This is a genomic window from Micromonospora fiedleri (genome assembly GCF_016774385.1).
In the GTDB taxonomy this organism is placed as follows: Bacteria; Actinomycetota; Actinomycetes; order Mycobacteriales; family Micromonosporaceae; genus Micromonospora; species Micromonospora gifhornensis.
In genome coordinates this window covers 23,666-44,103 of sequence record NZ_JAETXL010000013.1, presented here as the reverse complement: position 1 = coordinate 44,103, position 20,438 = coordinate 23,666, and the positions used below count along the sequence as shown (strand labels likewise).

At 70.7% G+C, this 20,438-nt stretch carries 20 protein-coding genes; 17 read left to right on the top strand and 3 right to left on the bottom strand.

Annotated elements, in window-relative coordinates; all coding sequences use genetic code 11:
- Both JMF97_RS27690 and JMF97_RS27685 read right to left on the bottom strand, forming a co-directional pair.
- Complete coding sequence (locus tag JMF97_RS27690) at positions 1-846, bottom strand: amino acid ABC transporter permease (RefSeq protein WP_203224200.1); 846 nt, start codon at positions 844-846, stop codon at positions 1-3.
- On the bottom strand, positions 843-1,709 hold the full coding sequence (locus JMF97_RS27685) for an ABC transporter substrate-binding protein (RefSeq protein ID WP_203224199.1): 867 nt from the start codon (positions 1,707-1,709) through the stop codon (positions 843-845). Before JMF97_RS27685 ends, JMF97_RS27690 begins: the two co-directional genes overlap by 4 nt.
- Before the next feature lie 121 nt (positions 1,710-1,830).
- On the opposite strand from JMF97_RS27685, the gene JMF97_RS27680 reads away from it, so the two are divergent.
- The 11 genes from JMF97_RS27680 to pheT all read left to right on the top strand — a co-directional run bounded on the left by JMF97_RS27680 (position 1,831) and on the right by pheT (position 12,116).
- Entirely contained in the window at positions 1,831-2,415 is a 585-nt protein-coding gene (locus JMF97_RS27680; protein WP_203224198.1) for an IS607 family transposase, read from the top strand.
- Complete coding sequence (tnpB, locus tag JMF97_RS27675) at positions 2,412-3,785, top strand: IS607 family element RNA-guided endonuclease TnpB (protein WP_203224197.1); 1,374 nt, start codon at positions 2,412-2,414, stop codon at positions 3,783-3,785. Before JMF97_RS27680 ends, tnpB begins: the two co-directional genes overlap by 4 nt.
- Before the next feature lie 107 nt (positions 3,786-3,892).
- Positions 3,893-4,156, top strand: a complete 264-nt coding sequence (locus JMF97_RS27670; RefSeq protein WP_436278259.1) for a phosphoribosyl-ATP diphosphatase — start codon at positions 3,893-3,895, stop codon at positions 4,154-4,156.
- A 44-nt stretch (positions 4,157-4,200) separates the two neighbouring features.
- The gene (hisG, locus tag JMF97_RS27665) at positions 4,201-5,046 is read left to right on the top strand and encodes an ATP phosphoribosyltransferase (RefSeq protein ID WP_203224196.1); all 846 of its coding nucleotides are present in this window, start codon (positions 4,201-4,203) and stop codon (positions 5,044-5,046) included.
- A 155-nt stretch (positions 5,047-5,201) separates the two neighbouring features.
- The gene (locus JMF97_RS27660) at positions 5,202-5,660 is read left to right on the top strand and encodes a PH domain-containing protein (RefSeq protein ID WP_238360307.1); all 459 of its coding nucleotides are present in this window, start codon (positions 5,202-5,204) and stop codon (positions 5,658-5,660) included.
- 381 nt (positions 5,661-6,041) lie between these two features.
- Positions 6,042-6,704 (top strand): translation initiation factor IF-3, encoded by a 663-nt coding sequence (infC, locus tag JMF97_RS27655; RefSeq protein ID WP_013732808.1) that lies wholly within the window; start codon positions 6,042-6,044, stop codon positions 6,702-6,704.
- Between the two features lie 20 nt (positions 6,705-6,724).
- Entirely contained in the window at positions 6,725-6,919 is a 195-nt protein-coding gene (gene rpmI / locus JMF97_RS27650; protein ID WP_013732809.1) for a 50S ribosomal protein L35, read from the top strand.
- A 32-nt stretch (positions 6,920-6,951) separates the two neighbouring features.
- Positions 6,952-7,344: a 50S ribosomal protein L20 gene (gene rplT, locus JMF97_RS27645; protein ID WP_013732810.1), complete on the top strand. Its 393-nt coding sequence runs from the start codon at positions 6,952-6,954 to the stop codon at positions 7,342-7,344.
- A 68-nt stretch (positions 7,345-7,412) separates the two neighbouring features.
- Positions 7,413-8,210, top strand: a complete 798-nt coding sequence (locus tag JMF97_RS27640) for a TrmH family RNA methyltransferase (RefSeq protein WP_203224195.1) — start codon at positions 7,413-7,415, stop codon at positions 8,208-8,210.
- 223 nt (positions 8,211-8,433) lie between these two features.
- Positions 8,434-9,501 (top strand): phenylalanine--tRNA ligase subunit alpha, encoded by a 1,068-nt coding sequence (gene pheS, locus JMF97_RS27635; RefSeq protein WP_013732812.1) that lies wholly within the window; start codon positions 8,434-8,436, stop codon positions 9,499-9,501.
- 38 nt (positions 9,502-9,539) lie between these two features.
- Positions 9,540-12,116: a phenylalanine--tRNA ligase subunit beta gene (pheT, locus tag JMF97_RS27630; RefSeq protein WP_203224194.1), complete on the top strand. Its 2,577-nt coding sequence runs from the start codon at positions 9,540-9,542 to the stop codon at positions 12,114-12,116.
- Between the two features lie 52 nt (positions 12,117-12,168).
- Here pheT and JMF97_RS27625 read toward each other — a convergent pair whose 3' ends face one another.
- Positions 12,169-13,053 carry a Crp/Fnr family transcriptional regulator gene (locus tag JMF97_RS27625; protein WP_238360287.1) on the bottom strand — a complete coding sequence of 295 codons (885 nt, stop codon included), beginning with the start codon at positions 13,051-13,053 and terminating at the stop codon, positions 12,169-12,171.
- Between the two features lie 127 nt (positions 13,054-13,180).
- Between JMF97_RS27625 and JMF97_RS27620 the strand changes: the two genes are divergently transcribed.
- From JMF97_RS27620 to JMF97_RS27595, 6 genes are all read left to right on the top strand, one after another.
- Positions 13,181-14,047 (top strand): hypothetical protein, encoded by an 867-nt coding sequence (locus tag JMF97_RS27620; protein ID WP_203224193.1) that lies wholly within the window; start codon positions 13,181-13,183, stop codon positions 14,045-14,047.
- Positions 14,044-16,380 (top strand): hypothetical protein, encoded by a 2,337-nt coding sequence (locus JMF97_RS27615; RefSeq protein WP_203224192.1) that lies wholly within the window; start codon positions 14,044-14,046, stop codon positions 16,378-16,380. The genes JMF97_RS27620 and JMF97_RS27615 overlap by 4 nt, the downstream gene beginning before the upstream one ends.
- A gap of 149 nt (positions 16,381-16,529) precedes the next feature.
- On the top strand, positions 16,530-17,198 hold the full coding sequence (locus tag JMF97_RS27610) for a hypothetical protein (RefSeq protein ID WP_013732817.1): 669 nt from the start codon (positions 16,530-16,532) through the stop codon (positions 17,196-17,198).
- A 182-nt stretch (positions 17,199-17,380) separates the two neighbouring features.
- Positions 17,381-18,583, top strand: coding sequence for a nucleotide sugar dehydrogenase (locus tag JMF97_RS27605; protein ID WP_126712520.1), 1,203 nt, complete (start codon positions 17,381-17,383; stop codon positions 18,581-18,583).
- The gene (locus JMF97_RS27600) at positions 18,580-19,359 is read left to right on the top strand and encodes a glycosyltransferase family 2 protein (protein WP_203224191.1); all 780 of its coding nucleotides are present in this window, start codon (positions 18,580-18,582) and stop codon (positions 19,357-19,359) included. The genes JMF97_RS27605 and JMF97_RS27600 overlap by 4 nt, the downstream gene beginning before the upstream one ends.
- Positions 19,360-19,367: 8 nt before the next feature.
- Positions 19,368-20,393, top strand: a complete 1,026-nt coding sequence (locus JMF97_RS27595; protein WP_203224190.1) for an NAD-dependent epimerase/dehydratase family protein — start codon at positions 19,368-19,370, stop codon at positions 20,391-20,393.
- The last annotated feature ends 45 nt before the right edge of the window (positions 20,394-20,438 follow it).

The window sequence follows — 20,438 nt, the reverse complement described above, 5'->3', positions numbered from 1 at the left end:
TCAGCCTCCGGACTGACGTCGGGCCGCCCGCAGGGTGACCCGGTCGGTGACGGCGATCAGCGGAATGGCCAGCAGCACGAAGAGCACCCCGGCCACGATGTACGGCGTGTAGTTGAAGCTCTGCGCGGTGGCGATCTGCGCGGCCCGGACCGCGTCGATCGGCCCGGCCAGGGAGACCAGGCCGACGTCCTTCTGCAACGCCACCACGTCGTTGAGCAGCGGCGGCGCCACCCGCCGGACGGCCTGCGGCAGCACCACGTGCCGCATGGTCTGCCGGTAGGTCAGCCCCAGCGACCGGGCCGCCGCGAGCTGACTGGGATGCACCGACTCGATGCCGGCGCGGAACACCTCGGCCAGGTACCCGCTGTAGGTGAGCACCAGCGCGAGCCCGCCCAGCACCAGCACCGGCGGCATGCCCTGCAACCGCAGGCCCGGCACGCCGAGGGTCAGCAGGTAGAGCACGATGATCAGCGGCAGGCCCCGGAAGGCGTACGTGTAGCTGGTGGCCAGCGCCCGGATCGGGAAGAAGACCGGCCCGCGCAGGGTACGCAGGACCGCGATCACCAGCCCGAGCAGCAACGCACCGATGGCGCAGCAGACCAGCAACCGCAGGTTGAGCCAAAGCCCGGTCAGCACCGCCGGCAGCGCGTCCCGGGCGATCTGCGGGTCGAAGAACGAGGCGCGTACGCGGTCCCAGCCGGGCGCCCCGGTCACCGCGAACGCCAGCAGCGTGCCGACCGCCGCCGTGGAGGCGGCGGCGATCAGCACGCTCAGTACGGTCTGCCGGCGGCGGTACTCCTCTCGGGCCCGCTGGGCGGGGGAGGGGACGTACGAGGTTGCGCTCACGTGAGTTCAGGGGCTCCCGCGACCTGGGCCAGCCACTGCTGCTCCAACTGCTTCAACACGCCCTCGGCGGTGAGCTGCCCGACCGCGTTGCTGACGCAACCGGTGAGCGGCGAGCCCTTGTCCAGCAGCAACCCGAACGCCTCCGGCGTGCCCACCTGCGGCAACTGGCCGACGATCACCGCGTCCTCGATCTCCGCGGCGGTGATGTAGAAGGCGGTGGGCAGGTCGACGACCAGGCCGTCGAGCTGACCGTTCTGCAGGGCCTTCTTGGCGTCGTCGTTGCTGTTGTAGACCTGCGGCTTCGTCGTCGGCTTCACCACGTCGGTGATCGCCTGGTAGCTGGTCGTGCCGACCTGGGCGCCGAGCTTGGCCTCGCGCAGGTCCGCCAGGCTGGTCTTGCCGGCGATCTTGGACGACTTCAGGGCGATGACGGTCTGCCGCACCAGGTAGTAGGGCGCGGTGAAGTCGACAGCCTTCTTACGCTCGTCGGTGATCGAGAACTGGTTGATGTCGAAGTCGAAGGACTTCGGTCCGGGGGCGATCGCCGAGTCGAACTTGACCCGGGTCCAGACGACCTCGTCGCGGGTGTAGCCGAGCTTCTCCGCCACCGCGTACGCCACCGCGGACTCGTAGCCCTGGCCGTTCTCGGGCTTGTCGTCGACGAACCACGGCTGGTAGGCCGGCTGGTCGGTGGCGATGGTGAGCTTGCCGGGGGTCTGGGTGGGCAGGTTCTCCTTCGCGCACGAGGCGGCGTCGGAGGTCGAGGGCGGGGGAGCGGGCTCGTTCTGCGGCGCGCAGGCGGTGACGGCGAAAAGGACCGCGCCGGCCGTGGCTAGCGTACGGATGCGTGGGGTGCTGACCATGGCCGACAGCGTACGACCACCATCGGTAGCTGCCGTAGCGCTGTCCCACCACGGTGGTAAGGGCAACATCCGCAGCGATAACAGCGATCTTTAGCGTTCTTTGAGTACCTATAGTGATCAGGTGAACTTGAAGGAATGGGCCGCGTGCACCGGTATCGCGTACATCACCGCTCGGCGGCGGTACGCGGCTGGGACGCTGCCTGTTCCTACATACCGACTTGGCCGCCTGATCATGGTTGGTGAACCGGTGACCGGCGCGACCGCCGACGCCGGGCAGATCGTGGTGTACGCCCGCGTCTCGTCCGCCGACCAGAGACCCGACCTCGACCGTCAGGTCGCCCGAGTCACCACCTGGGCGACCAGTCAAGGACTCGCGGTGGAGCGGGTGGTGACCGAGGTTGGGTCAGCGCTGAACGGGCACTGTACGAAGTTCCTCAGTCTGCTGCGTGATCCGGCTGTGACGACGATCGTGGTCGAGCGCCGCGACCGGTTCGCCCGCTTCGGAGCCGAGTATGTGGAGGCCGCCCTGTCGGCGCAGGGTCGCCGCCTTCTGGTGGTTGACCCGGCCGAGGTGGACGACGACCTTGTGCGGGACATGACGGAAATCCTGACGTCGTTGTGCGCCCGCCTGTACGGGCGTCGCGCCGCCGCGAACCGTGCCCGCCGCGCCATCGAAGCCGCTACCGACCCGGACGCGACGACGTGAAGACGATCCAGGCGTACCGGTTCGCCCTCGACCTCACCCCGGCGCAGCAACGGGCGATACTCGCCCACGCCGGGGCCGCGCGGGTCGCGCACAACTGGGCTCTGGCCCGGGTCAAAGCGGTCATGGACCAACGGGCAGCGGAACGTTCCTACGGCATCCCCGGCGAACTGCTGACTCCGTCGCTGTCCTGGTCACTGCCGGCGCTACGCCGAGTGTGGAACGCAGCGAAAAATGACGTCGCCCCGTGGTGGCCGCAGTGCTCCAAGGAGGCGTTCAACACCGGCCTGGATGCCCTGACGCGTGCGCTCAAGAACTGGGCCGACTCCCGCACCGGTAGACGCGCGGGCAGGCCGGTCGGGTTCCCCCGGTACAAGTCCCGCCGCGGCACCACCCCGAGCGTGCGGTTCACCACCGGCGCCATCCGCGTCGAGCCGGACCGCAAACACGTCGTGCTGCCCCGGCTGGGCCGGTTGAAGCTGCACGAGTCCGCCCGCAAACTCGCCCGCCGTCTCGACAACGGCACCGCCCGGATCATGTCCGCCACGGTGCGCCGCGACGGCGGACGCTGGCACGTCGCGTTCTGCGTCGAAGTCGACCGCGCCGTACGCCGCCCGACCCGGCCCGCCTCGGTGCTCGGGGTGGACGTCGGCGTGAAGCACCTCGCCGTGCTGTCCACCGGCGAAATGGTGCGGAACCCCCGTCACCTGGCCGCCGCGCAGGCCCGACTGCGGCAGCTTGGCCGGGCGCTATCGCGCAAGAGTGGCCCTGACCGGCGGACCGGGCAGCGCCCGTCACGCCGGTGGCAGCGTGCGTCCGCCCGGCTGGGCCGCGCGCATGCACGGGTAGCGAACCTGCGCCGCGACGGACTGCATAAACTCACCACCCGCCTCGCCCGTGAGCACGGCACGATCGTGGTGGAAGACCTCAACGTGGCGGGGATGCTGGCCAACCGCAGGCTGGCCCGGCACATCGCTGACGCCGGATTCGCCGAGATCCGCCGCCAGTTGACGTACAAAACTTCGTGGAACGGTGGCCGGCTCGTGGTGGCCGACCGCTGGTATCCGTCCTCCAAGACGTGTTCGGGTTGCGGCGCGGTAAAAGCCAAGCTGGCCCTGTCCGAGCGCGAGTACGAATGCCAGACGTGTGGCCTGGTCATCGACCGGGACCACAACGCCGCAGCCAACCTCGCCGCCCTCGCGGCGGCAACCGCCGGGAGTGGCCCGGTGGCAGGACGTGGAGCCGACCGTAAGACCCCGCTCGCGGGGCCGGTGGCTGTGAAGCGTCAACCCGGCACCGCGTCAGCGGGTCAGACCGGGACCGTCCCACCGCAAGGCGGGACTACCGATCGTGTGCTCACCAAAGCGCACTGAAAGGTAACGGAATACAGGTCCCGCTCACCCCCACACCCACTCACCCACCGGTCACCACCGGACCCGGTGCGATCCGCCACCCAGGGCGACTGGGAGAATCCGGTTCCGTGAAGACGTTCGAGGAGTTGTTCGCCGAGCTGCAGGCCAAGGCCGCGGCCGGCACCCCCGGCTCGGGCACGGTCGTCGCGCTGGAGAAGGGGGTGCACTTCATCGGCAAGAAGGTGGTCGAGGAGGCCGCCGAGTCGTGGATGGCCGCCGAGCACGAGGGGCCGGAACGCACCGCCGAGGAGATCTCCCAGCTGCTCTACCAGGTGCAGGTGTTGATGCTCGCCAGCGGACTGGAGCTCAAGGACGTCTACCGACATCTCTGAGTGCCCGCCGTCGACTCTTGACCCGATCGAAGGAGCACTCCGTCATGCTGCGTGTCGCCGTACCCAACAAGGGCGCCCTGGCCGCCTCGGCCGCCGAGATGCTGCGCGAGGCGGGCTACCGCCAGCGCAGCGACCCGAAGGACCTGGTCTGCCGGGACGAGGCAAACGACATCGAATTCTTCTACCTGCGACCGAAGGACATCGCCACCTACGTCGGCTCCGGTGACCTGGACGTCGGGATCACCGGCCGGGACCTGCTGATCGACTCCGGCGCGCCGGCCGAGGAGGTCGTCGACCTGAACTTCGGCCGGGCCACCTTCCGGTTCGCCGCCCGCCCGGACGACGTCGACGACGTCCAGGAGCTGGGTGGGCACCGGATCGCCACCGCGTACCCGGGGTTGGTCGAGCGGCACCTCGCCGAGTTGGGCGTCAAGGCCGAGGTGATCCGCCTCGACGGCGCGGTGGAGAACGCCATCCGCCTGGGCGTGGCCGACGTGGTCGCCGACGTGGTCGAGACCGGCGCCACGCTGCGCCAGGCCGGCCTGGTGGTCTTCGGCGAGCCGCTGCTGCGCTCCTCGGCGGTGCTGGTACGCCGGGCCGGCGCGACCGCGCACCCGCAGGCGGAGCAGTTGCTGCGCCGGCTGCACGGGGTGCTGGTGGCCCGCCGGTACGTCATGCTCGCCTACGACGTGCCGGCTGGCCTGCTGGACCGGGCCAGCTCGCTGACCCCGGGCATCGAGTCACCGACCGTCTCGCCGCTGCACCGTGAGGGCTGGGTGGCGGTGCAGGCCATGGTGCTCCGCGACGACGTGCACCGGATCATGGACGAGCTCTACGAGCTCGGGGCCCGGGCGATCCTGGTCACCAACATCCACGCCTGCCGGTTGTGACCGGTGCGGCGGACGGTGTCGCTGCGTGTGGCACCGTCCGCCGGGCCGGGGGCGGATGGCAGACTGGTGCCATGAGTCAGCGGGACGCAGCTCAGCGGGGTGCAGCGCAGCCGGGTGCCGATACGGCCGACCGTGGGTCGGTGACCGGCGGCGAGCTGGTGCGGCTGCGGCCCCGGCGCATCCGGGTGGTCTGCTGGGTGTCGGCGGTCGTGGTGGTGGTGTTGTTCGCGGTGGTCGCCACCACGCTGACCGGGCCGACCGGCAACGGTTACGGCACCTTCCAGCGCGGCGACCAGTTCGCCATGATCGGGCTCGGCGTGCTCTTCGCCCTCGGTGCCCTGCTGTTCACCCGTCCCCGGGTGGAGGCGGACGCGCGGGGGGTGCGGGTCCGCAACATCATCGGCTCGTACGAGCTGCCCTGGGAGGTCGTCCGGGGGATCCGGTTCGACCGCGGCGCGCCGTGGGCCGCCCTGGAGTTGTACGACGACGATCTGCTGCCGGTGGTGGCGCTGCAGGCCGCCGACAAGCAGCACGCGGTCGACGGGGTGCGTGCCCTGCGCCGGCTGCACCAGGCGCACCTGGCCGTCCTTGCCGAGCGCACCCCCGGCCCCTGACCTGCCTGCCGCCCGGCGGCGGACAGCGTCGGCACCACTGGTCCGTGCGACAGCGCAGGCGACACGGTGGGTCGGTTTGAGGCCTCGGTGACCGGGGTGTAGTGTGGTCAAGTCGACCAGGCTGTCCGTGTGAGCGGGCGGCCACGAAAGTGGGGCGCCTGCTCCCACCCGAGTTCGCCAACTGCGGCGGCCGGGTCCGGTCACCGGTTCCGGGCACGTCCCGGCTCCGGATGCGCGATCCTGTGATCGTGCCGACCGGTCGAGCGGGCCCTGGCATGCGCCGGGGCCTTCTGCTTTCCGCGCTGTTCCCGACGGGAGCCGCACGGGTCGGCCACCGATGAAGAACCGACTCGAGGAGGCCCCATCAGCGTCGAACCACGCGTGAACGAGCAGATCCGGGCACGTGAGGTCCGACTGGTCGGCCCCGAGGGTGAGCAGGTGGGCATCGTCCCGCTGGAGCGCGCCCTTCAGCTGGCCGCGGACGTCGATCTGGACCTGGTCGAGGTTGCGCCGATGGCGCGCCCGCCGGTGTGCAAGCTCATGGACTTCGGCAAGTTCAAGTACGAGAGCGCACTGAAGGCGCGCGAAGCGCGGCGTAACCAGCAGCAGACCGTCATCAAGGAGATGAAGCTCCGACCGAAGATCGATCCGCACGACTACGAGACCAAGAAGGGTCACGTGGTGCGGTTCCTCAAGGCCGGAGACAAGGTCAAGGTGACGATCATGTTCCGCGGTCGCGAGCAGAGTCGCCCGGAGCTGGGTTACCGGCTCCTGCGTCGGCTCGAATCGGAGATCACGGAACTGGGATATGTCGAGTCCGCTCCTAAGCAGGACGGCCGAAACATGATCATGGTTCTCGCTCCGCACCGGGCCGTGAAGGCCTCCGCGGTCGCCGCCACGGCGTCGCGTGGTGGACCTCGGGAGCGGACCGCGGAGGATTCCGCGGCGGCTACCGAGCCCGCGGCGGCTACCGAGTCCGTGACGGCCGGTGAGAGCGCAGCAGCCGGTGAGACCGGCGGGACCGCTGACACCAGCGGCCAGTAACAGGGGAGAAGACGTTCCACATGCCGAAGATGAAGAGCCACACGGGGACGGGTAAGCGGGTCCGCGTAACCGGCAAGGGCAAGATCATGAAGCAGCAGGCCGGTCTGCGCCACAACCTGGAGAAGAAGCCCTCCACCCGTACCCGGCGGCTGACGGGCGTGGTCGAGGCCGCCAAGTCCGACGTCAAGCGCCTCAAGAAGCTGCTCGGCCGCTGACGCGCGCCACCTGAGCCAAAGAAGGAGTTGAGATGGCACGCGTCAAGCGGGCTGTGAACGCCCAGAAGAAGCGCCGTACCCTGCTGGAGACCGCGAGTGGTTACCGCGGTCAGCGCTCCCGGCTGTACCGCAAGGCCAAGGAGCAGGTGCTGCACTCGATGCAGTACGCCTACCGGGACCGTCGCGACCGCAAGGGCGACTTCCGGCAGTTGTGGATCCAGCGGATCAACGCGGGTGCCCGCGCCAACGGCATGACCTACAACCGGCTGATCCAGGGCCTGCGCCTGGCCGGCATCGAGGTCGACCGCAAGATCCTGGCCGACATGGCCGTCAACGACGCCGCCGCCTTCGCGGCGATCGTCGAGCTGGCCCGGGCCGCGGTGCAGGCCGAGGGCACCGGCGGCGCGGCGGCCCAGGCCGCCTGATCCCCGCACAACGCAGCGAGGCGTCCCTCGACGAGGGGGGCGCCTCGCGCGTGTGTGGTGAGGACACCATGCCCTTCACGCCGCGTACACCCCGGGTGGTCGCCGCCCGCCGGTTGCAACGCCGCCGCGACCGCGAGGCCACCGGCCGGTTCCTCGCCGAGGGACCGCAGGCGGTCCGCGAGGCCCTGGCCCGCTCCCGGACGGTGCTCGAACTGTTCGGTACGCCCACCGCGCTCGACCGCCACGCCGACCTGGCGGCAGCCGCCGCCGGCGCCGACGTACCCGTCTCCGAGGTGACCGACGAGGCGCTCGCGGCGCTCGCCGAGACCGTCGCCCCGCAGGGCCTGGTCGCCGTCTGCCAGCACCTCGACGTGCCGCTGGCGACCGCGCTGTCCCGCGGTCCGCGGCTGGTCGCGGTGCTCGCGGGCATCCGGGACCCGGGCAACGCCGGCACCGTGTTGCGGACCGCCGACGCGGCCGGCGCCGCGGCGGTGGTCTTCGCCGGGGAGACGGTCGACCCGTACAACGGCAAATGCGTCCGGTCTTCGGCGGGCAGCCTGTTCCACGTCGACGTGGTACGCGAACGCGACCCGGCGGCGGTGGTCGACGCCGCCCGCGCCGCCGGTCTGGTGGTGCTCGCCGCGACCGGCTACGGCGAAGCGGATCTCGACGACCTGGCCGACGCCGGCCGACTCGCCGTTCCCACCGCCTGGCTGTTCGGGTCCGAGGCGCACGGCCTGCCCGACGAGCTGATCGCCGCCGCCGACGCCCGGGTCCGGGTCCCGCTGCACGGGCGGGCCGAGAGCCTCAACCTGGCTGCGGCCGCGGCGGTCTGCCTGTACGCTTCGGCGAGAGCCCAGCGCTGACATGAGATCACGCGCAGGAACATGTGCAGAGCACGAGGAGAGCGGCCGGTGATGGTGGACGCACCACGGCGTACGTTTAGCCAGCCCGCCGGTGTCGGCGGGCGGCGAGCCTGACCTGCTCTCCGCACCACTCCCACCGGCGGGCTGCGGCGCAGCCGCGCGTCCGTAGACTCGCTTCGCCGCCTGTGAGGGCCGGCGCCGCCGTGAGGAGTGCCCGTACGCCATGACCTACCGCAACGATCCGTACGACCCGAAGCAGGTCGCCCTGCTCGACCCGGCCGCCCTGGCCGAGGCCGTGACCGAGGCCGAGAAGGCGTTCGCCGCCGCCGGTGACCCCGACGCGCTGGCCGCGGTCCGCCCGGCGCACCTCGGCGACCGGGCCCCGGTCTCGCTGGCCCGTCGGGAGATCGGCGCGCTGCCGCCCGCCGCCAAGGCCGACGCCGGCAAGCGGGTCAACGAGGCCCGTCGCAGCATCGAGCAGGCCTATGCCGCCCGGTCCGAGGTGCTCGACCGCGAGCAGGCGCAGCGGGTCCTGGTCGCCGAGCGCGTCGACGTGACGCTGCCCTACGACCGGCGCCCGCGTGGCTCCCGGCACCCGGTCAGCGTGCTGATGGAACAGATCAGCGACCTGTTCATCGGGATGGGCTACGAGGTGGCCGAGGGCCCCGAGGTCGAGCTGGAGTGGACCAACTTCGACGCGCTCAACATCCCCGTCGACCACCCGGCCCGGGGCCTGATGGACACCTTCCACATCGCCCCCGAGCAGTCCGGGCTGGTGCTGCGCACCCACACCTCGCCGGTGCAGGCGCGTACGATGCTGACCCGCCAGCCGCCGATCTACGTGGTGGTGCCCGGTCGGGTCTACCGCACCGACGAGCTGGACGCCACCCACTCGCCGGTCTTCCACCAGGTCGAGGGCCTGGTGGTGGACAAGGGCATCACCATGGCCCACCTGCGCGGCACGCTCGACCACTTCGCCCGCGCCATGTTCGGCGAGGGCGCGAAGACCCGGTTCCGGCCGCACTACTTCCCGTTCACCGAGCCGTCGGCGGAGTTCGACGTGTGGTTCCCGGAGCACCGCAAGGGCCCACAGTGGGTCGAGTGGGGTGGCTGCGGCATGGTCAACCCGCGGGTGCTGCGCGCCTGCGGCATCGACCCGGAGGTCTACTCCGGGTTCGCCTTCGGCATGGGCATCGACCGCACCGTGATGTTCCGACACGGGGTGGGCGACATGCGGGACATGGTCGAGGGCGACGTCCGGTTCACCCGGGCGTTCGGCCACGGGGCGTAGTGCGGGCGCGCGAGTAACGGAGACGGTGGTAACGAGTCATGCGAGTTTCTGTCAGTTGGTTGCGGGAGTACGTCGACCTGCCCGACCTGCCCGCCGCCGACCTGGAGCGGGCCCTGGTCGACCTCGGCATCGAGGTCGAGTCCATCATGGACCTGTCCACCACGGTCACCGGACAGCTGGTGGTCGGCGAGGTCCTGGAGATCGAGGAGTTGACCGGCTTCAAGAAGCCGATCCGGTTCTGCCGGGTGAACGTGGGCGCCGCCAACGGCACCGGTGAACCGCAGGAGATCGTCTGCGGGGCGCGCAACTTCGCCCCCGGCGACCGGGTCGTGGTGATCCTGCCCGGCGGGGTGCTGCCCGGCGGCTTCGCCATCGGCGCCCGCAAGACGTACGGGCGCAACTCCCACGGCATGATTTGCTCCGCCAAGGAGCTGGGCCTGGGCGACGACCACTCCGGCATCCTGGTGCTGCCCGAACACGTCGCCGCCAAGCCCGGCGACGACGCCCGTCCCGTGGTCGGGCTCGACGACATCGTCGTCGAGGTGGAGATCACCCCGGACCGGGGCTACCAGATGTCCCTGCGCGGGCTCGCCCGCGAACTGGCGCACGCCCTCGGCCTCAGCTTCCAGGACCCGGGTCGGGTGCCGGCCACGCCGGGCACCACCCAACCGGCGTACCCGGTCGAGGTACGCGACCCGGTCGGCTGTGATCGGTTCGCGGCCCGGATGGTGCGCGGCGTCGACCCGACGGCGCAGACCCCGGAGTGGATGCAGCGGCGGCTCACCGTCGCCGGCATCCGCAGCATCTCGCTGCCCGTCGACATCACCAACTACGTGATGCTCGAACTCGGGCAGCCGATGCACGCCTTCGACGCCGACCGTCTCGCCGGCCCGCTGGTGGTCCGTCGGGCGGTACCGGGGGAGAAGCTGACCACGCTCGACGGGGTGACCCGCGCCCTCACCCCCGAAGACATGGTCATCTGCGACGCCGGCCTGCCCAACCCGGTCGCGGGCGACGGTGACGGGGTGCCGATCTCGCTCGCCGCCGTGATGGGTGGCGAGACCAGTGAGGTGCTGCCCAGCACCGTCAACGTGCTGTTCGAGGCCGCGCACTGGGACCCGGCGATGGTGGGGCGTACCGCGCGTCGGCACAAGCTGTTCAGTGAGGCGGCGAAGCGGTGGGAGCGGGGCGTCGACCCGGCCCTGCCGCTGGTCGCCCTGGACCGGGCGGTCGCCCTGCTCACCGAGCACGCGGGCGGCACCGCCGGCGACGAGGTGCTGGACATCGACCACGTCGTGGCGCGTACCCCGGTGACGCTGCCGGTCGACCTGCCCGGCCGGCGGGTCGGTGTGGCGTACCCGCCGGCACGGGTGGTCGCCCTGCTGGAACAGGTCGGCTGCACCGTGGCGCGGGGCACCGACCGGCTCGCCGAGGATCCTGGTGACGTGGCCGTCGCCGCAGGTGACACCGACGTCCTCAGCGTCACCCCACCGACCTGGCGGCCCGACCTGACCGACCCGGCCGACCTGGTGGAGGAGGTGGTCCGCCTCGACGGGTACGACAAGGTGCCGTCACTGCTGCCCACCGCACCGCCCGGCCGGGGGCTGACCTGGCAGCAGCGGCGTAACCGGGCGGTGTCCCGGGCGCTGGCCGAGCGCGGCTACGTCGAGGTGCTGGCGCATCCGTTCGTCGCCGCCGACCTGGCCGACCAGTTCGCCCTGCCCGCCGACGACCCGCGTCGCCAGGCGGTACGGGTGGCCAACCCGCTCTCCGACGAGGAGCCGCTGCTGCGGACCACGCTGCTCGGCCCGCTGCTCGGCATCGTCCGCCGCAACCTCGGTCGTGGCCTGCGGGACCTGGCGCTCTACGAGATGGGCGTGGTCTTCCAGCCGCGCCCGGGCGCCGGCAGCCCGCCGGCCATGGGGGTGGACCGGCGACCCACCGACGCCGAGTTCGCCGCCGCCGACGCGGTGGTCCCGTACCAGCCCCGGCACGTCGCCGTCGTGCTGACCGGCGACATCGAGCCGGCCGGCTGGTGGGGTGCCGGGCGACCGGCCACCTGGGCGGACGCCGTGGAGGCGGGCCGTGACGTCCTCGCCGCCGCCGGCGTGCCCGCCGACCGGATCGAGGTACGGGCCGCCGAGTACGCCCCCTGGCACCCCGGCCGCTGCGCGCAGCTGCTGGTCGACGGGACTGTCGTCGGTCACGCCGGTGAACTGCACCCGGCGGTGCTGGCCACCCTGGAACTGCCTCGGCGTACCAGTGCCATGGAGCTGGACCTGGACGCGTTGCCGGCAGCGCCGGTGCTGCCCGCGCCCGGGGTCTCCGGCTTCCCGCCGGCCCTGATCGACGTGGCGTTGGTGGTCGACGAGGCGGTCCCCGCCCAGGACGTCCAGCAGGCCCTCACCGAGGGCGCCGGTGAACTGCTGGAGGCGGTGCGCCTGTTCGACGTGTACGCCTCCGAGCAGCTCGGCGCCGGCCGCAAGTCGCTGGCCTACAAGCTCACCTTCCGGGCACCCGACCGCACCCTCACCGTCGAGGAGGCCGTGGCGGCCCGCGACGCCGCGGTGGCCCGCGCCACCGAACGCGTCGGCGCCACCCTCCGCGGCGCCTGACATGTAAGGAAGGGCCCCTTCTTAACGCCTCGTGCATAGGAAGGGGCCCTTCTTAACATTCGTCGGCCTGGAGCTGCCCGACCTGCTGAAGGCCGGGCAGATTCCGGACGGTCATCCGGCGGTAGTCGGTGTCGACCAGCCCGTCGGCGCGCAGCTCCCGGAGGATCTTCTGGACCGAGGTCTCGGAGGCGCCGCAGATGGAGGCCAGTTCCGGCTGGGTGAGTCGGACGTCGATGACGACGCCGTCGGGGGTCTGGCGGCCGTGGGTACGTGACAGTTCGGCGATCACCCGGGCGACCCTGATCTTGACCGGGTACGAGGAGAAGTCGATCCGTCGGCGGTTCGACCAGCGCAACCGGTCGGAGACCATGGCGGCGAGTTCGAGCGCGGCGTCCGGATTGGTTCTGAGGAACGCGCGGAACCGCTCCGAGGGGATCACGCTGTAGCGGGCGGCGCTGCAGGTGGTGACAGTCGCGGAGCGTGGCCGGTCGTTGAGCGCCGACATCTCGCCGACCAGGTCACCGCCGACCCGCAGGGACAACAGCGCCGTGCGGCCGTCGGGCAGGGCGGCGGTGACCTTCGTCAGGCCCTCTTCGATCAGCACCAGGTGTGATTGCTGCTGTCCTTCGTGGATCAGGATCTGACCGGCCGGCACCTGACGACGTACGCCGAGCTCCAACAGGGCGGAGCGTACGGGTGGGCCGAGCCGTTGCAGAAATGTGCCGTAGGGCCACTGCGAGTTCTGGGCAGGTTCGCACCGCATCCAGGCTCCCACTCCGCTCAAGCGACGACAGCGTCCGCAGCGTAACCGTCCGGCCGCGATACGTCTCACCCATCGTGCCAGCACCACACCGAGCAGGTAGGCGAGCAACAGCCCGAGTGTGAGGTGCAGATCCAGGCCCAGCTCCAACAGCACGTCGATCGGGACGCTCCACATGCCACCAGTCCACCCTGGACAGCCGCCCGAAATACCCGTGTCGTGCGGGATGACTGCTGACGGACATTGCCACTGAAGCCGTACTTCTACGGGGTCTCCGGGCGTCGACCCCAGTTGGATGTCGCTCGTGCCCGGCCTCACGGACCGGGGTGAGGAGGGTGACGAGATGCAACATCCGGAGCGGCGGTTGTTGGTCTGCGTGGACATGGAGCGCTACAGCCGGCGCGGCAACGTCCAGCAGTACGAAGCGCAGCAGGACTTCCATCGGCTGCTGCGTGAGGCAGCCGACGGGGTGGGCATGGATCGTGTCGGCTGGACGACGCAGCAGGCGGGCGACGGCGAACTGGCCATCCTGCCCCGCGAGATTCCCGAGGCGAGGGTGATCGGACGGTTCCTGCCGGAACTGAACCGGCGACTGCGGCAGTACAACGCCAGCCGTCTCCCGGTGGCCCGTATCCGGCTACGTGTGGCGGTACATCAGGGCATGGTGCACCTGGACGGGGCCAACGGTTTTCCCGGCCAGGCGGTCGTCATGGTCAGTCGGCTCTGCGACGCGACACCGGTGCGCCGAGCGTTGGCGGCCTTCCCGGACGCCGGAGTTGCCCTGGTGGTCTCCTCCGACATCTACCGGGACGTGGTGACCGAGTACCCGGAGGAGATTCGGCCGGACCGGTTCCGGCGCATCGAGGTGGTCCAGCCAGAGAAGGGGTTCTCTGAGCCGGCGTGGCTCTGCGTTCTCGACGAGGATGTGACCTCCTGGCGGGACGAGGCGTCGCCCGGCCAGCAGCCATCGTCGCTGGACGAGGCGGTGAAACCGGGCGAGGCGGCGCAGCCGAGCGGGGACAGCGGAACCGGGCGCGGTGGTGAGCCGCCGGCCGGCGGCATCCGTACCGGCAACATCCGGGTCAACGGCCAGAACGCCGTGGGACCGGGTGCGATGGCGATCGGATCCATCGGCCGTGACGCCATCCTGCGCCCGGACGTGGACCGATGAACGACCGATATCCGGAGCCGGTGGCCGGGGACCCGCCGGGGCGCACCGACCCGAACACGTTCGGCGAGGCGGGCGGATCCCGGCCGGGCCAGTCCGAAGCCGGGGCGGCCGAAGTCGGACCAGATGCCGGCGGCGATTCGGGTCCGGGACGTCCCGGTGATCCGGCCAGTGGTGCCGCTGACGGATCGGCACCGGACACGGACGCCGACCCAGCTCCGAACGACGAGTCGGACGACGGCGATGAGGAGGACCGTGAGGATGCGCTCGACTCCGGTGACGTGCTGCGCCGGCTGGCCGGTCTGTTCGGTGACGCGGGGATCGATGCCGGCAACATGTACGTCCGGGGCCAGAACGCGACCGGGCACGGTGCCCTCGCCATCGGTACGGTCAACGTCACTGCGGCGTCCGACTCGGTGGACGGCCGTCGGGTCTGGTCGGAGACGCTCAGTGAGACGACGGTGCTGGACCTGGTGCGGGGTTACGCGCTGGCCGGCAGCGATCAGCAACTCGATCACCATCTGAAGCAGCGCCATCTGGTGTGCCTGTCCGGACCGTCGGGCAGCGGAAGACTCACCTCAGCGCTGGTCGCCTCGGCTCGCCGGCACGGTGTCGGCGGGGTGAACATCCTCGGGGTCGAGCAGCTCACCGATGTGTTCCGGACGAAGCTGGGTCAGCGCCGGGGCAGCGGCTACGTGCTGCGGCTGACCGATGAGATGGTCGGTGCGCTGGACGGCTACACCCTGATGGGGCTCGCCGAGCGGGCTGCGGCCAATGCCATGACACTGCTGCTGGTCGGCGATTTCTCCCGGCGTGTCCAGGACCTCGCCGGGCACGTCGTCGAGCACCGTCCGGCACCTGCGGCCGAGGTGTTCCGGGCCGCTCTACGGCGGGAGTTGGCCGGGCGCTGTGTGGGCTTCTGCGCCGGCCACTGTGTCGGCGAGTGCGTGGATCAGTACGTCGACGAGGAATGCCTCCGGCATCAACTGCTCTCGGTGTACCTGGCCGGAGCACCTCGGCCCCGCGAGGTGGTCCCCGTCGTGGCGGCGCTCGCGCAGACGGTGCCGCGCGCCAGGGCACTGACGGACCGGCTGGCGCAACTGCTGCCCCGACAGCTTCGTGAGCGTGCCTCCCAGATCCTCGACGTGCCGGCCGACGCCGGTGCCTCGGTGGGCTGGTCCGCTGAGCAGGTACGGGCCTTCCGGCTGGCCTGCGTGGTTCTCGCCGGACTGTCGACGGTCGAGATCCGCCTCGCGGCTGAACGCTTGGTGTCCGGCCCGGAAGGGCTACAGTCGGCCACGGTACGTCTGCGCGGCGTCACCCTCGACGAGGTGCTCGGACCGATGCTGCGCGGCGCCATCGTTATACCGGACGAGGACTGGGCGACCGGCGGCATCCGGATGCAGTTCTCGGCCGGCACCGAGCAGCTGCGGTCCGCTGTCCTGGATGTGGCCTGGACCGACTGGTGGACGCCCCGGGCGCTGCTCGGCTGGTTCGCGGACATGGTGCGGGCCGAGCAGCCGGACGTACGACAGGCGGCAGCCGCCGCCATCGGATGGTCGGCCGGGCGGGACGTGCAGACGGCCCTGGACACTGTGCGCGACCTTGCCCGGGAGCGGCGAGCGAGCGTACGGCAGGCGGCCGCGATCGTTCTTGTCGCGATTGCGATGCAGCCTCGGTTGCGGCAGCGGGTCAGCGTCGAGTTGGACCGCTGGGCCGCCGGGCCGGCGGCACATCTGCGCGACACCGTCGCCCGCGCCCACGAACTGGGGCTGGCCCGGCTGTGGCCGGACGCCGCCCTGGTGCAGCTTCGGCTGGTCGCCTCCGGGCGGATGCAACGCTGGCACAACTCGGTCGTGCGTGGCTTGGTCGAGGTCTACCAGGGCGGACACGGGGCTGCTCTGGTGACGTCTCTGGCGCAGTGGGCCAGATCGACCGACCCGGAAGACCGAGAGGTGCGGCTGCACGCCGCGCGAGCGTTGCGGATCCTGGCCGAACGGTGGGCACGACCACCTCGGGAACACTGGCCGGAGCTGCTGGATCTGGCGCGTAGCGAGATCGTCTCCGCCCACGACCTGGCAACTCTCTGGGCGACAGCGCTGAGCCTGCCCGAGACGGCGTACCGATCCTGGCGGACGCTCGGCTTCTGGCTCAGCCGGGCGGACGGTCAGGCCGAGGTGTCCGCGCACGTGCTGGCGCTGCTGCGGCTGGTGTTGGCCGGACGGCCTCCGCTGCGTCGTCGGCTCCATCACCAGCTGCGTCACGTCTGGCGCCCGGTCATGCCCGGGTGCGCCCTGCTCAACGACGTCGAAACTCTGACCTTTGAGGATGCCTGATGACCACTGGACCTTCCGGGACGTCTCACGTGCGGCAGGGTGTGCCGCCGCGGCCTCGCCGCTGGTGGCACGCGATCTTTCCGCCCGCCCCGGTTCCCGCCCCCGCACTGCCGCCCCCGGCACCTACCCGGGTCACCTTTCGGCAGGACGTGCCACAACCCCTGCTGGTGCCGGCGAAGGGCGACGCATTCGACTTCAACCTGCACGTCGTCTACCTGTGGACCGCGACCAACATGACCTTCGACGGGCTGCGGCTGCGGGCCGAGGCGCTGTTGCCCTGGGCGATGGGGATCGTCCGTGAGCGTGCTGTGGACCTGGCTCGCGAGCATGAGCCGCACCGTTCCCACGACCTCGAACGGGCGCTGAACGATCTGCTGATGCACCAGCGTTGGCCGCAGGAAGCGCACCTGCCCCAGTTCACGGTGCGGCTCCGGGTCAGCCCGGACGAGCGGGTGCGGGAATGGCTGCGTCCGTACTGGGAACAGCGGATCGCGCTGGAGTGTGAGCACGAACTGGAGAAGATCCGTACCCGGCAGGCCGACGATCTGACCCGTCGGTGGGCGGCGGTGTTGCAGAACCTCCAGGACGAACCGGTCACCGCGTACGCCGCCAGACTGACCGGCGCGGAGTTCGCCGAGGTGTTCCAGCGCTACGTCACGGAACGCCGCGACATCGTTCCGAAGCTTGTGGAGTTGCTGCGGGAGGCCGTCAAGGGACACGGCGATCTCGGTCTCGGCCCGTCCGAGTACACCCAGGCATGGGACATCGCGCTGCGCACCTACGAGCGGCAGCAGGGGCTTACCCGACAGTCGATGTGACAACTCGGGTCGTCGACTCTTCCCCCTGATCGGGCGGGGGAGGAGTCGGCGGCGGGCGGCATCGGCCGAAAGGTCACGACGGTTGGATTATTTGGTTACCCACGAGTCACCTCTGAGGGGTTAGCCTGCTGTGACCCCGATGACCCTGGGATCACACCCGCCACCCCCACGGGAGCCCCCTCATGCCCGATGAGCCACCCGCCTCGGTCGACGTCTGCATAGTCGGTGGTTGCGGCCGGGTGGGCCTGCCACTGGGCATCGCGTTCGCCGCCCGCGGGCTCTCCGTCGTGCTGTACGACATCAACGCCGACGCCGTCGCCACGGTCAACTCGGCGACCCTGCCGTTCGCCGAGGCCGGGGCGGCCGAGCCCCTCGCGGAGGCGGTGGCCGCCGGGCGGCTGCGGGCCACCACCGACCCGGCCGCTGTCGGCACCTCCGAGCATCTGGTGGTGGTGGTCGGCACCCCGGTCGACGAGCATCTGAACCCGGACCTGGGGGCCGTGCCGCGGGCGTTGGAACGCTGTGCGGAGCATCTGCGCGACGGGCAGTTGGTGGTGCTGCGCAGCACCGTCTACCCCGGAGTGACCGCGTTGACCGAGAAGTTGCTGGTCGGCCGGGGAGTGCAGGCGGATGTCGCCTTCTGCCCGGAGCGCATCGCCGAGGGGCACGCGATGACCGAGCTGTTCACGCTGCCGCAGATCGTGGCGGCGCGTACCCCGCAGTCGCTGGCCCGGGCGGAGAAGCTGTTCCGGCACCTGACCGACCGGATCGTCACGCTGACGCCGGAGGAGGCGGAGCTGGCGAAGCTGTTCACCAACACCTGGCGGTACATCAAGTTCGCCACCGCCAACCAGTTCTGGATGATGGCCAACGACTTCGGGCTCGACTTCGCCCGGATCCGGCACGCCGTGGCGTACGAGTACCCCCGCGCCGCCGACCTGCCGATGCCCGGGTTCGCGGCCGGGCCGTGCCTGTTCAAGGACACCATGCAGTTGGCCGCGTTCAACCGGAACAACTTCGTGCTCGGCCATTCGGCGATGCTGATCAATGAGGGTCTGCCGTTGTACCTGGTCTCGCGGCTGGAGGACCGGTTCGACCTGGCCAGCTCGACGGTGGGCATCCTCGGCATGGCGTTCAAGGGTGGCAGCGACGATCCCCGGGAGAGTCTGGCGTACAAGCTGCGCAAGATCCTGGCGTTGAAGACCCGGGAGACGCTCTGCACCGACCCGTACGTCATCGACGAGCGTTTCGTCGACCTCGACGAGGTGCTGCGCCGGGCCGATCTGCTGGTCATCGCCGCCCCGCACGAGCAGTACGCCCGCCTGGACACCGACAAACCGGTGATCGACATGTGGGGTCTGACCGGGCAGGGGGTGCGGGTGTGATCCCCCGGGTCTCGGTGATCGTGCCGGTCTACAACGAGGGCGCGGCGATCGTGCGCTGTCTGGAGCGGATGCTGCGGGAGATGCTGCTGCCGGCCGAGGTGCTCATCGTGCACGACATGCCGGAGGACACCACCGTCCCGTACGTCGAGCAGGCCGCCCGCACCGACCCCCGGGTACGGGCGGTGCTCAACACCTACGGGCGCGGGCCGGCCAACGCGATCCGGTTCGGCATCGACGTGGCGCGGGCCCCGGTGGTGGTGGTGACGATGGCCGACGGCTGTGACGATCCCCGGCAGATCGACGAGCTGGCCCGGCTGGTGGACCGGGGCGTGGTCGTCGCCGCCGCCTCCCGCTACATGCCCGGCGGCCAGCAGGTGGGCGGGCCCCGGCTGAAGCGACTGATGTCCCGCTGGGCGGGGCGCAGCCTCTACACCCTGGCGCGGGTCGGCACCCGGGACGCCACCAACAGCTTCAAGGCGTACGACACCGCCTTCGTTCGGGAGGTGGGCATCGAGTCGCGGACCGGTTTCGAGATCGGGCTGGAGTTGACCGCCAAGGCGACCCGGTTGCGGCTGCCGGTGGCCGAGATCCCGACGATCTGGCTGGACCGGCCGCTCGGCGAGTCCCACTTCGACCTGGGCCGGTTCCTCCCCGGCTACCTGCGCTGGTACCTGTTCGCCTACGGTCGACGGCTGAGCCGGGAGAAGCTGGCCGCCCGGACCCGACCGGCGGCGGTGCAGAGCGTCGAGTCCACCGAGTACGAGAAGACCGCATAGGAGCGCACGTGGCGAAGGTCCTGGTAACTGGTTCGGCCGGCTTCATCGGCGGCTATCTTGTCGCGGAGCTGTTGGACCGGGGCCACGAGGTCGTCGGGGTGGACAACTTCTCCAAGTACGGCCCGGTCAGCCACAGCTACGACACCCATCCGCGGTTCCGGTTCGTCGAGGGCGACGCCCGTGACACCGACCTGCTGACCGAGCTGCTCGACGGCTGCGACCACCTGGTCGCCGGGGCGGCGATGATCGGCGGGATCTCCTACTTCCACGCGTACGCCTACGACCTGCTCGCCACCAACGAGCGGATCATGGCCGCGACCTGCGACGCAGCGCTGCGGGCGCACCGCGACGGCACGCTGCGCAAGGTCACCTACCTCTCCTCCTCGATGGTGTACGAGTCGACGGAGCACTGGCCCAGTCGGGAGGGCGACGAGCGGCGCATCCCGCCACCCCTGTCGTCGTACGGGTTCCAGAAGCTGGCGGTGGAGTACTACGCCCGGGCCGCCTGGGAGCAGTACCGGTTGCCGTACACGATCGTGCGGCCCTTCAACTGCGTCGGGGTGGGGGAGGGGCGGGCCCTGGGGCAGGCCGAGGTGCTCTCCGGCAACGTGAAGCTGGCCATGTCCCACGTGGTGCCCGACCTGGTGCAGAAGATCGTCAAGGGGCAGGATCCGCTGCACATCCTGGGCGAGGGCGACCAGGTGCGGCACTACACCTACGGCGGTGACCTGGCCCGGGGTATCGCGCTGGCCATCGAGCACCCGGCGGCCCACAACGAGGACTTCAACCTCTCCACCGCCCGGTCGACCACGGTGCTGGAGTTGGCCGAGCTGATCTGGCACAAGATCAAGGGCGCTGAGGTGCCGTTCCGGTACGTCAGCGACGAACCGTTCCGCTACGACGTCCGCAAGCGGGTGCCGGACACCACGAAGGCCGCCGAGGTGCTCGGCTTCACCGCGACCACCTCGCTGGACGAGATGCTCGATGAGGTCATCCCCTGGGTCACCGACGCCGTGCACGCCGGCCGCCTGTAGGGGTAAGGAAGGGCCCCCTGTTAACGCCTCCGGTAGAGCAGGGGT